This window comes from Calidithermus roseus (genome assembly GCF_003574095.1).
Taxonomy (GTDB): domain Bacteria; phylum Deinococcota; class Deinococci; order Deinococcales; family Thermaceae; genus Calidithermus; species Calidithermus roseus.
Genome location: NZ_QWLA01000093.1, coordinates 1 through 11,777, shown reverse-complemented (window position 1 = coordinate 11,777; position 11,777 = coordinate 1). Strand labels below are relative to the sequence as shown.

The following is an 11,777-nucleotide window of genomic DNA, read 5'->3' as shown; positions in this document are numbered from 1 at the left end:
CCAGAGAATTAAGATGGGCTGAAGCCAGTCAGCCGGTCGGCCTTTGAGGGGAGGGCGACCTCGAGGCCCGGCTCCCCCTATGGGCCAAACACTCGCGGAGGACAGCGCCCTAGCCCGCCTTTGTGAGGCGCTGGGGGCTGGGGGCTTTCGAGAGGAACGTCCTTTTGCTGTGCGCGGGGGCCGAGCTGGAGCCCGACTTCCTGCCGGCGTGTGCCCAGGCTTGTGGGCTGGCGGAGTCGCGCTACCCGAGTTTCGGCCTGGCCTTCGCGCTATTCGGGGATGGCATTGTCCACGCACAGGCGATGACGCTCTGGGCACCCCTGCGGCGCTGGGGGCTCATCGAGATCCATCTTCATAGCCCACCCGGGCGCACGTCTATGCGGGCTCGAGGGGAGGTGAAAGTTTTGGGGCAGGGCTTCGGTCGGGATGTGACCATGGGCTTACTGACGTTGAGGTGAGCTGTAAATCATGGAAAGACGAACGAGATCGCCCTCGAGTTTGGTATCGTGGTAATCGGATTCGCCTTGAGCGATGACCCTTGGCGTGAAGTCAACAGCAAAAGACCAACCCGGCAAATCGCTGACGGCATAGTGCCGTGCGATACTACCATAGTCTTCCTGCCAGCCGAATATGACTCTAAAGTTTCTGGGCACGGATTGCTCCAGAGCCGTGCGAAACTCGGCGAATCGTTCGTACTTATCGCTTTTGGAACTGATGAACTGAAAGCAAAATGTTGCACCCCCTTGCTTGAAGTCTTCTTTGATGAACTCATCCAGAACACTGGGACATCTAGTCTCTCTGAGCCTGATTTTTGTTTGTAAGGTAGTGAGAACTTGGTCATAGAGTTCTCTAGGAGTTTTTCCTGCCATCAGGATACCTACCTTCTCTGCCCTGAAAAGACCAGCAAGGCTGATTATTAGAACCCCCAACCATAGCAAGCCCCTCATTGAGAACCCCTAAACCTAACCCTTAGGATTGCTTATGGATCGTAGCCCAGCGAAAAACTCACGACATCTCCCTCAAGGGTAATGCCTAACCTGCTATAGGATTCTTGCTCGAGTACCCGAGGGCCAAAATCGATAGATAAATACCACCCAGGATGCTTTATCAAGCGATAACTGCGTGCTATATAGCCATAATCTTCACGCCACCCGGTTTTGGGTGAAAACTCCCTGGGGAGCACGCGGTCTAGAGCTTTCTGAAGTTCCTGGAGGCGCTGGTACTTGTCCGGCTTACCAGAAATAAGCTGAAAACATAGAAAATCACCACCGTCCTCTCTGTTGCGCCTCACAGAGCTCTCCATTACCTCTGGGCACCTGATTTCCTTAAGGGTAACGACTTGCTGGAGGGATGTGATCAGATTATCGTAGAGTTGTTTTGGGCTGAGTGTCCCGTTCATTTTGTTGATGCCCCCTTGCACATAAGCAATGCCGACTGCTGTTAGCAGTAGGGTTGTTACTATTAGCGCGGGCCTCGTCATGGTCACCTTCATTGACCTGGATGCCATGAGTACCAAATTTGCTCAATGCGCCGTTTGAGATCATCTTTGATTTCTCTTGATATAGCCATTTGTTCAATGCGGCTTCCTAACTTTAGTGCCTCCTGTAAACTTTTTGCCTGTCTCGCCCACGCCGCTACTTGCCGGTAGGCTTTATCGTACTCCTCTACGCTGAGCGCGGCGCTGCCCAGAATGTAGACTGTCGCCTGCTTAGCGTTGTTCCTGGTTTCGCGGAAGATAACGCCCTCGCCGAAAAGTTCTCCTATTAGCTCGAGAGGTAAGGTCACGATATCGCCGGCAAAATCGCCAGCGGCCTCCCAACCTGAGATGGCCTTATATCTGCCGCTCTTTACCCCCTCTTTGAATCGCTTGATGTATTGCCCCGCCATTTGCCGTAGTTGCTCGGCTATGACACGCTCCGGGTCATTGTTCTCAACATCGGTACTGTATGTGTTTACGTACTGGACGGGGTTATCCCCGGTTAACCCTTTGTTGGCAATGGCTTTTTGCTCAGGGGTGAAAGGCTTATCAGGTGAGGACTCGATGGCTGTTGAGAGGATGGGAGTGAGGTGGGTCTGGCCAGTAAAGGCCGTCATAAGAGCCCCAATGGTTAGCTCATCGGTAAGCTCTGTCCCAACGAGTTTTCGCCAAACTGCTTTAGCGGCTTCGTCTGCCAAATTATCTAAGAATGGACCAATGTCAAACTCGATGGTTCTAGGACCAAGCTTGACGTAAACAGGAGTCTTGGTTCGCTGATTTGGAAACTTAAACCGATGTACCTCGCCGGGAGTAAACGCCTGGCCTGCGTGGGGCACGAAGTCTAGATTCATCCGATAGTGATCCGAGGTGATTTGCTCACCCGGAGACTTGCCTTTGTTATACGCTTCGATCTTTGCCACCATCTCTTTAGGGATTCCCGGGGCCTGAAACGTAGCAACGTGACCTACGCTTTGCGGCCAAGTACATGCTGTCCACTGGGCCAGTGCTCCGCCTAGCGAGTGTCCGCAAAGCCAAACCTTGCCCTTTTGTTGAGCATAGTCCAGGTGAGTCCTGATGAGGTCTTTGTTCTCGTGGAATTGCCCATACCCTACGCCTCGAGGGTCAGCATCAGTAAACCAATCCATTTGGCCTTCCAGAACCTTGAACTCTCCGCCCTGTGTGCCTCGGAAAGCGACGACGGGATAAGGGTATTCGGGTTTACTGGGAAGGAATACTTGTAACTGCATGCCTAAGCGGCCATATGTGGTGCGCTGTGGCCTATATCCAAATTGCCGAACGACTTCATATTTGGGATTTTCCTGTGCTGAAGGTACGTAATCCTCATAAGCCAGTTTGGCCATTTGCTCCAGGAGTGCATCGTAAGTTAATTGAGGTGAAGGAATCCTAGCAAAAGGGCTAGGCTTTTCCTCGGCCAAACCTTCGCGATAGTCCGGCTTCATTGTGGGCGACTGCTTCTGAGCCGAGATAAGAGGTAGGGAGTACTCGTACTCTTGGCTGTCTTGGTTAGCTACTCCCTTCGCCAAGAATTCCGGATATCTGGAAGCAACCTCGTAATCAAGCGCCATCCTTACTTCTCCGGTACATGGAACTACCTCATAGTAAGTATACTCTAAGGAGGGTTCTGGAAACTAAGCAAGAGTTTAGGAACCTTACGCCTACGGGAAGGTGATAAAGCTGGTAAGTAATTCAACTTCTGCTTCCTACATGTGCTTAAAAACGCGTCTTGACCTCATACGTCAGAAGCTATTACGCAGGGCCGAGAGGAGTATTGATTACTCGTGGGAGGTCTCACTCTCAGTCCAAGATTCTCTTGGTGTAGCTGACCGACTTCCACAACTGGTTAAGCAATTCGCCTTGTCTGATTACGAGGCGGAGGTTCTGCTACTGTGCGCAGGGTTGGCAATCGAGCCGGATTTGACTGCCCTTTTAGCAGAGCTGACTGGTCAGCAATTGCCAACGTTTAGCCTCGCTTCTGCTTATCTCGGAGATCAGGCAGAGGACTATTTGTCCCTATGCCCCTCCGCGCCCCTGCGGCGCTGGGGGCTGATCGAGATCCATCCCCGTCCCGACCTCCCACTCACCGCGCAGCCCATCCGCCTTTCGGAGCCGGTGCTGCACTTCCTGTTAGGCGTCGATAGCGACAACCCCGCCGACCTCGACCCCGTGCTCGCAGGAACCTTCGTGCTCCCGGCTGCTCCTGCGCTGGTGCCCTCGCAGCAGGAGCGGGCCGACCGGATCTCCTCGGCGTGGGAGGGTGAGGCCGTTCCTGTGCAGCTTTTGGGCGACCCTCAGAGCGTGCGTGCGATCGCGGCCAGCGCTTGCTCCTGGCTGGGGCTGCGGGCGTTCGGACTACCGGCGGAGCGCCTGCTCGAGCGCGACCCGGAAGACCTGGCCCGGCGACTGGGGCGGGAGGCGCGCTTGCGGGGGGCGGCGTGGCTGCTCGAGGCCGGCTACCGCCCCGAGCCCCCCGCGCAGGTCCGGCTCGGGGAACTGCTCGAGCGGCTGGTGGCGCTTGAGACGCCGGTGCTGCTCTCGGCGCGCGAACGCCTGGCGCTGCCGGGGGTGCGCTGGACCCTGGAGGTGGACAAACCCACCCCCTCCGAGCAGGCCGCACTGTGGCGGGAACGGCTCGTGGGGGAGCTCAGCGTCCCGGAGAACGTTCTGAACGAAGCCCTCGAGCGAGTGGTGGCGCAGTTCGACCTCGAGGCCGAGGCCATCGCGCAGGCCACCCAGCAGGCGCTGCTGGAACTGCGCTACCATCTCCAGCGAGGGGCGCGGCTGCAAGCGGAGGACCTGCGGGGGGCTTTGTGGGCAGCTTGCCGGAGCCACAGCCGCGGCAAGTTGGAGCGGGTCGCGGCGGCACGGCGCATGGAGGTGCGGGCGCGACGTGAGGAACTGGTGCTGCCCGAGGCGCTTCAGAAGACCCTGAGCGAAATTGTGGCCCACGTGCGCTATCGCCACCTGGTCCACGAGCGCCAGGGGTTCCGCTCGGGCGAGCGGGGGCGGGGGGTGACGGTGCTGTTCAGCGGCCCCAGTGGAACCGGCAAGACCACCGCTGCCGAGGTCCTAGCACGGGAGCTGGACCTGGACCTCTACCGCGTGGACCTCTCGCTTTTGGTGAGCAAGTACATCGGTGAGACCGAGAAAAACCTGGGGGAGGTCTTCGACGCTGCCGAGGATGGAGGGTCGGTTCTGCTCTTCGACGAAGCCGACGCGGTTTTCGGCAAGCGCTCGGACGTGCAGGACAGCCACGACCGCTACGCCAACCTCGAGGTCAGCTACCTCCTGCAGCGCATGGAGCAGTACCGGGGCCTGGCCATTCTCACCACCAACCTGGAAAATTCCATCGACGAGGCCTTTATCCGCCGCCTGCGCTTCATCGTGCGCTTCGAGCGTCCCAGGCCGCTCGAGCGGGCCGAAATCTGGCGGCGGGTCATCCCAGCGGGTCTGCACGCGGGATTGGACTTCGAGCGCCTGAGTCGGCTCGAACTCACCGGCGGAAACATCACCAACGTGGCCCTGCACGCGGCTTTCAAAGCGGCGGCTGAGGGTGAGCCATTGGGAATGCGCCACCTGCGGGAGGCCGCCGGTGAAGAGCTGTCGAAGCTCAAGCGCTTGCGACCCAGGGAACTCGAGGACTGGAATTGAATTGATTTGAACTCCGCCCGTTCGGGACATTATTATGCCAGTGGAAATGTTCCGTAATCTTACCCTCGTCCTTTTGGTGCTCTTGGTCGCTTGCATGCCCGCGCCGAAAGCCCCTGAGCCCCCTCCCGCGCCCCAGGTGGTCGGGGAACCCAAGGTTATCGCGCTGCGCCCCTTCGGGCTGCTGGCCGACAACCGCCCCAGCACGGTGGCGGGGCTCGCTACCCTTACGAGCTACTCCAACGGCCAGACTTTGCTCGAGCTCTCCCTCGCCAACCTGCCGCCCAACCTCAGCTATGCGGCCAACCTGCGCCTGGGTACCTGCAGCAACCTGGGGCAGGTCGCGCTGAACCTGGGATCGGTCTTCGCCGACGGCAGGGGAGTGGGCAAGGGCAGCACGCGGGTACCCACCTCCCAGATTCCCACCGAACGCGCTACAGTGGTGGTCTACCAGCGCGATGTCACCGACCCCAAGGGGATCGGGGGGGCCATCGCCTGCGGGGAGCTCTGAGGGCATAGGATCGCGCGCTCGAGGCGAAGGGCAAAGCATGGTCGTGGCACTGACGGGAGACGTGATGCTCGGGCGGCTGGTCAACGAAGCCCTGCTTCGCCATGGCCCGGCCTACCCCTGGGGCGACGTCCTGCCCGATCTGCATCGGGCCGACGCGCGCATCGTGAACCTCGAGTGCGTCATTGCCCGGCACGGCACGCCTTGGCAGCGCTGGCCTAAGGTCTTTCACTTCCGGGCCAATCCGCTCGCGGTGGATGCCCTCAAGCTGGCGAAAATCGACTGCGTGGCCATCGCCAACAACCACGTGCTGGACTATGAAGAAGAGGCTTTTCTGGAGATGCTGGAGCTACTCGAGGCTGCCGGAATTGCCTACGTGGGGGCGGGGCGCAACCTCGAGGAGGCCCGCCGCCCGGTAATCTTGTCGCTCCAGGGCCTCAGGCTCGGCGTTGTGGCCTTCACCGACAACGAGCCGGGCTGGAAAGCTACCGCGGCCACTCCCGGAACCAACTATCTGCCGGTTTCGCTCGAGTCGGTGCCTGTTTTGCAGGAAGGAATAGCTCGAGCCCGCGCGATGGGAGCCGAGCTGGTCATCGTTTCGGCCCACTGGGGGCCGAACATGCGCCTTCGCCCCACCCCGGCCTTCCGCGAGTTCGCCCGCGCGGTTATAGAGGCTGGAGCCGACGTGTTCCACGGGCACAGCGCCCACGTGTTCCAGGGCATCGAGGTTTACCGAGGTCGGCCCATTCTCTACGACTGCGGCGAGTTCGTGGATGACTATGCGGTAGATCCCGTGCTGCGCAACGACTGGGGGTTGTTGTTGGAGCTCGAGGTGGAGGAGAAGAAAGTCCGGCGGGTGGAATTGACCCCGCTCCTCATCGATGACTGCCAGGTGAACCGGGCGGCGGGTCGGGACTTTGAAGCGATCACCCAACGTATTGGGGAACTTTCGGCACAGATGGGCACTACGCTTCAGCGGGAGGGAGCCCGCTTGTGGGTAGAGTGTGCCTGAGACTGGACTTCTTGCAGAAATGGTCGATGGCTGATAGCAATGTCGGGAGTGGCGGTCCAAGGTGGTTCGCGGGTGTCTACTGCCATCAGCGACCGGTTGCCCGCTTGGTCTTGCGAGTAGGTTCGGCGTTCCAGGGGTCTTCGGGCCAGGGGTGCTTGCTGTAGCGGCCCCGCAGTTCCTTGCGAACCTCGGGGTAGGTGGTGTTCCAGAAGCTGCGCAGGTCCTGCGTCACCTGAATGGGGCGCTGGGCGGGGGAGAGCAGGTGGAGCATCACCGGAGTGCGGCCCGCGTTGACTCGAGGGGTATCGGCCAGGCCAAACAACTCCTGGAGCTTGACCGCCAGCACCGGGGGGCTACCGTCGGGAGAGTAGGTGAGCCGGATCAGTGAGCCGCTGGGCACCTCGAGCCGCGTGGGGGCCAGCTCGTCGAGCCGGGCGGGCAGGGGCCAGGGCAGCAGGCCGGTGAGGATGGAGGTCAGGTCGAGCCGGGTGAAGTCCTCGCGGCGCGAGACCTTGCCCAGCCAGGGGGCCAGCCAGCGCTCGAGGGTCTTGAGCAGGTGCTCGTCCGACACATCGGGCCACTCCTCACCGTTCCAGTGGCGCAGGCTGAGCACGCGAGCTTGCCATTGGCGCAGGTTCTCACTCCAGGGCAACAGCCCCAGCCCTTCGGAGCGAAGCACCTCCAGTAGGATTTCGACCCGCCTGCCTTCAGGAATCTCCCGTAAGGGCTCGCTGCTCAGGGCCACCTCGCCGATGCGGCGCTCGCGGCGGGCGACCAGGGCTCCTCCGCGGTAGTCCCACTCCACCACCTCGACCTCGCGGGCGAAGGGCTCGAGGTCTTTGGGATGGACGGGGGCGGCCAGGAAGATGCGACCCTCCTCGCTGCCTGCGTCGAGGTGGGCCACGCTGAGCCACGCGGAGCCCAGCAAAAGGTCGCCCTCCTCCAGCCGCACTCCCCGGCCACCCGACAGGCGGTAGCGGTGGGGGTCGCCCTCGCGCTGGCGGGCCAGGCGGTCGGGGTAGGCCAGGGCCAGCAGCAGCCCGACGGCGTGGGGGTCGGGGGGGGTGTCGTCGGCGGGGACGCCCAGCATCCGCCGCCACTGCTGGCTCAGGCGCTCGATGCGCTCGAGCAGGGCCGCCTCGGCGCGGTGGGGGCTCGAGCCCTTGCCCCGCCACTGCCGCAGAGCTTCGACCCGCAGGGTCAGGTCGGCTCCGGCGCCCTGGGGGAGGGGGTCGCGCTCCTCGAGCAGCGCGGCCACGTCGGCAGCCAGGGCCTCGAGGCCCAGGAGTTGTGACTCCAGCAGCAGGTGGGCTAGGCGGGGGTGAGTGGGCCATTCCAGCATCGCGCGGCCCCGCTCGGTCAGGCGGCCCTGCTCGAGCGCCCCCAGCGCCTCTAGCAGGGCGCGGGCCTGCCGCAGGGCGCCGGGCGGGGGCGGCGTGACCCAGCCCAGGTCGGTGGGGTCGTTCACGCCCCAGCCGGCCAGCTCGAGCAGCAGCGGGGTGAGGTCGGCCTCGAGGATCTCCGGCTTGCGCTGGGGTTGTAAGGTGGCGTGGGTGGCTTCGCTCCACAGCCGATAGGCCACGCCCGGCCCCAGCCTTCCGGCGCGCCCGGCCCGCTGGTCGGCGGAGTCCTGGGTGAGGCGCACGGTCTTTAGGCGGGTCAGGCCGCTCCTGGAGTCGAAGCGGGGGACCCTCGAGTAGCCCGAGTCCACCACCACCCGCACCCCCTCGATGGTCAGGCTGGTCTCGGCGATGGAGGTCGCCAGCACCACCTTGCGCCGTCCCGAGGGATCGGGGAGCAGGGCCTGCTGCTGGGCCTCGAGCGAGAGGTCACCGTAGAGGGGGAGGACGCGCACTTCGGGGTGGCGCTCTTCCAGCAATCGCTGGGTGCGGCTGATCTCCGCGACGCCGGGCAGAAAGGCCAGCACGTCGCCCTCGTGGGCGGCCAGGGCCCTCGAGACCGCCCCCGCCACCGCGCCGGAGAGCGGCCCCTGGGGGTCGCGGGGAAGGTAGATGCGCTCCACCGGATACTGCCGCCCCTGCGCCGTGACGACGGGAGCGCCGCCCAGCAGGCGGCTCAGCCCCTCGCCATCGAGCGTGGCCGACATCAGCAGCACGCGCAGGTCTTCGCGCAGCGCGGCCTGTACCTCGCGGGTGAGCACCAGGCCCAGGTCGGCCTGTAGCGAGCGCTCGTGGAATTCGTCGAAGATCACCAGCCCTACGCCCTCGAGGGTGGGGTCGCGCTGCAACTGCCGGGTGAGGATGCCCTCAGTGAGCACCTCGAGGCGCGTCCTGCCGCTCACCCGGCTCTCGAAGCGTACCCGGTAGCCTACGGTGTGGCCCAATTCTTCGCCCAGCAGGGCGGCCATGCGCTGGGCCACGCTGCGGGCGGCCAGGCGGCGGGGCTCGAGCACGAGGATCTTCCGGCCCGCCAACCAGGGCTCTTGCAGCAGCTCGAGCGGCACCACCGTGCTCTTGCCCGCGCCCGGAGGGGCCTGCAACAGGACGGTGGTGTGCCGGGCGAGGGCCTCGCGGAGGGTCGGGAGGGCCTGGTAGATAGGGAGATCGGTCATTCAGGAAAAAGCACCCTGGTAGATGTCGGCAAAAGTGAGGGTTCCTTCAAGGCAAGGGAGCGGTATATCGGCACTGCCGGTAAGGTCTTGCTGCTGCCAGCGCCCTTCCGCGTTACGCCAGAGGTGTCGTACGGCCATCGTCTCGGTATCCACGATCAGGTAGGTTTGCAGGCTGGGGATGCTCTGGTAAGCCAGCACCTTTTCGCGCAGGTCCACGCTGCGGGTGCTGGGTGAGAGCACCTCGACCAGGATGCAGGGCTCGCTTTCGTAATAGTCGTGGGGCACCGGCCTGCCGCACACCGCCAACACATCAGGGTAGTACAACGCCTTTTCGGAGTCGGAGATTTTTGGGCCGCCGATGAACAGTTTCATCTCGGCCATGTGGACCCGGCAGGGTCGGCCCTCGGCCATCCGGCGCAGCGCTACGGCGATGTTGAGGGTGATCAGGGAATGCCGCTGACTGGCCCCCGCCATGGCGTACACCTGTCCCCCCACGTACTCACGCTTGACGGGGCTCTGCACTTCGGTCTCGAGATATTCCTCGACTGAAAGGGGCTTGAGCACCGGCCTGACCATGGCTTCAGTCTAGCGCAGGGTGGGGAGGGGGTAGGGATCAGCGGTCAGCCTTCAGTGGCTCGTAGCGTGCGGTTCGTCGAGGGTCTAGGGTCGAGGGCCGGGGCGTACGACGTAGGACATGCGTCTTGCGTATTGCGTACGACGTACGACCCGCCTTCAGCGTTGGGCTATCGGCGCTCGGCATTCAAACGTTATAACTGCTGCTACTGGTTTTGCCGCCCCGCCCGGTCCAGTTGGTGTGGAAGAACTGCCCACGAGGCCTGTCGGTGCGCTCGTAGGTGTGCGCCCCGAAGTAGTCGCGCTGGGCCTGGACTAAGTTGGTGGAGAGGGTGGCGCTGCGGTAGCCGTCGAAGTAGGCCAGCGCGCTGCTGAAGGCCGGGGTCCAGACCCCGTGCAGCACGGCGGTGGTCACCACCTGCCGCCAGGCGGCCTGCGAGTTCTGGATGATCCGGGCGAAGTAATCGTCGAGCAGGAGGTTCTGCAACTGGGGGTTCTTGTCGTAGGCGGCCTTGATGTTCTCGAGGAAGCGCGCGCGGATGATGCAGCCCTCACGCCACATCAGGGCGATGGAGCCGTAGTCGAGCTCCCAGCCAAACTCCTGCGCGGCCATACGCATGAGCTGATAGCCCTGGGCGTAGGAGCAGATTTTGCTGGCGTAGAGCGCTTGCCGCACCTGCTCGACGAAGGCTTGCCGGTCGCCCTGGAACTCGGCTTTGGGCCCCTCGAAGATCCTCGAGGCGGTCACCCGCTCGTCCTTGAGGGCACTGAGGCAGCGGGCAAACACCGCCTCGGCGATGGTGCTGCTGGGGCTGCCGATGTCGAGCGCGGTGACGCTGGTCCACTTGCCGGTGCCCTTCTGTCCGGCGGCGTCGAGGATTACGTCCACGAGGTCTTTGCCGGTCTCCTCGTCCTTCTTGGTGAGGATGTCGGCGGTGATCTCGATGAGGTAGCTGTCGAGCTCGCCTTGGTTCCACCGGGCGAAGATTTCGGCGATTTCGGCGTTGGACAGGCCCAGCACCGCGCGCAGCAGGCTGTAGGCCTCGGCGATCATCTGCATGTCGCCGTACTCGATGCCGTTGTGCACCATCTTGACGAAGTGGCCCGCGCCCTCCGGCCCCACCCAGTCACAGCAGGGCGAGCCATCGGCGACCTTGGCCGCGATGGCCTGGAAGATGGGCTTGACGTGCTCCCAGGCCGCCGGATTGCCCCCCGGCATGATGGAAGGGCCGTGCAGCGCGCCCTCCTCCCCGCCCGAGACGCCAGCGCCCACGAAGAGCAGGCCCCGCTCGGCCAGGTAGCGGGTGCGGCGGTTGGTGTCGGCGTAGTGGCTGTTGCCCCCGTCGATGACGATGTCGCCGGGCTCCAAGAGGGGCAGCAGTTGCTCGATGGTGGCGTCCACGGCGCTGCCCGCCTTGATCATGAGCATGACCTTGCGCGGGCGCTCGAGCATCCCCACGAACTCCTCGAGCGAGTACGCGCCCAGGATGTTCTTCCCCGCGGCGCGGCCCTCGATGAACTCCCTCACCTTCTGGGTGGTGCGGTTGTACGCGGCCACGGTGAAGCCTTTGGACGCCATGTTGAGGATGAGGTTTTCCCCCATCACCGCCAGACCGATCACGCCGATGTCTGCTTGCATGTTCACTCCCACAGTTTTCCGAAGAGGGCCTCGAAGCGCCCTCTGGCTTCCCGGTACACCGGGCCCAGCGAAGGATTGGGTTGGAGGGGTGGGTTCGAAGGTAGGGCGATGGACCCCGGCGAACCCCCCGCTAGCATAGCAGCCTCTCGGGGGGGTGCTGGCCTTTGCCTGAAACCTCGTCTAAAGTAACCCAGATGCGGCTGAGGATTGAAAAGCTGGTTCCCGGCAACCCGCCCCGCACCAGGGCCACCCCCTCGGGCGTGTGGGCCAATCCCAGGCCGCCGGGAACCAGCTTTTCAATCCTCAGCCGCATCTGGGTTACTTTAGACG

Annotated in this window: 10 protein-coding genes and 1 pseudogene; 4 read left to right on the top strand and 7 right to left on the bottom strand. The window is 63.0% G+C overall.

What is annotated here, in order from left to right; all coding sequences use genetic code 11:
- Positions 1-122: 122 nt before the first annotated feature.
- Positions 123-458: a hypothetical protein gene (locus Mrose_RS19855; protein ID WP_119280129.1), complete on the top strand. Its 336-nt coding sequence runs from the start codon at positions 123-125 to the stop codon at positions 456-458.
- Here the strand turns inward: Mrose_RS19855 and Mrose_RS18665 are convergent.
- Genes Mrose_RS18665 through Mrose_RS16495 form a run of 3 tightly spaced genes read right to left on the bottom strand, consistent with a single transcriptional unit; the run spans position 441 to position 3,063 of the window.
- Positions 441-947, bottom strand: coding sequence for a hypothetical protein (locus tag Mrose_RS18665; protein ID WP_147371693.1), 507 nt, complete (start codon positions 945-947; stop codon positions 441-443). The two genes, Mrose_RS19855 and Mrose_RS18665, sit on opposite strands and share 18 nt — an antisense overlap.
- A gap of 32 nt (positions 948-979) precedes the next feature.
- Positions 980-1,480 carry a hypothetical protein gene (locus Mrose_RS18660; protein WP_147371692.1) on the bottom strand — a complete coding sequence of 167 codons (501 nt, stop codon included), beginning with the start codon at positions 1,478-1,480 and terminating at the stop codon, positions 980-982.
- A gap of 8 nt (positions 1,481-1,488) precedes the next feature.
- Positions 1,489-3,063, bottom strand: coding sequence for a Tle-like phospholipase domain-containing protein (locus tag Mrose_RS16495; protein ID WP_119280127.1), 1,575 nt, complete (start codon positions 3,061-3,063; stop codon positions 1,489-1,491).
- A 139-nt stretch (positions 3,064-3,202) separates the two neighbouring features.
- Here Mrose_RS16495 and Mrose_RS16490 point away from each other — a divergent pair, with 139 nt between their 5' ends.
- From Mrose_RS16490 to Mrose_RS16480, 3 genes are all read left to right on the top strand, one after another.
- Positions 3,203-5,146, top strand: a complete 1,944-nt coding sequence (locus tag Mrose_RS16490) for an ATP-binding protein (RefSeq protein ID WP_119280125.1) — start codon at positions 3,203-3,205, stop codon at positions 5,144-5,146.
- Between the two features lie 76 nt (positions 5,147-5,222).
- Positions 5,223-5,654, top strand: coding sequence for a hypothetical protein (locus Mrose_RS16485; protein WP_147371691.1), 432 nt, complete (start codon positions 5,223-5,225; stop codon positions 5,652-5,654).
- A 37-nt stretch (positions 5,655-5,691) separates the two neighbouring features.
- Positions 5,692-6,663 (top strand): CapA family protein, encoded by a 972-nt coding sequence (locus Mrose_RS16480; RefSeq protein ID WP_119280120.1) that lies wholly within the window; start codon positions 5,692-5,694, stop codon positions 6,661-6,663.
- Between the two features lie 85 nt (positions 6,664-6,748).
- Here Mrose_RS16480 and hrpB read toward each other — a convergent pair whose 3' ends face one another.
- From hrpB to Mrose_RS16460, 4 genes and pseudogenes are all read right to left on the bottom strand, one after another.
- Positions 6,749-9,235: an ATP-dependent helicase HrpB gene (hrpB, locus tag Mrose_RS16475; protein WP_119280119.1), complete on the bottom strand. Its 2,487-nt coding sequence runs from the start codon at positions 9,233-9,235 to the stop codon at positions 6,749-6,751.
- Positions 9,236-9,811 (bottom strand): Uma2 family endonuclease, encoded by a 576-nt coding sequence (locus Mrose_RS16470; RefSeq protein WP_119280117.1) that lies wholly within the window; start codon positions 9,809-9,811, stop codon positions 9,236-9,238.
- A 184-nt stretch (positions 9,812-9,995) separates the two neighbouring features.
- Positions 9,996-11,447 carry a decarboxylating NADP(+)-dependent phosphogluconate dehydrogenase gene (gnd, locus tag Mrose_RS16465; RefSeq protein WP_220452353.1) on the bottom strand — a complete coding sequence of 484 codons (1,452 nt, stop codon included), beginning with the start codon at positions 11,445-11,447 and terminating at the stop codon, positions 9,996-9,998.
- A gap of 130 nt (positions 11,448-11,577) precedes the next feature.
- Positions 11,578-11,777 (bottom strand): annotated as a pseudogene (locus Mrose_RS16460) (hypothetical protein); the annotation flags it as partial.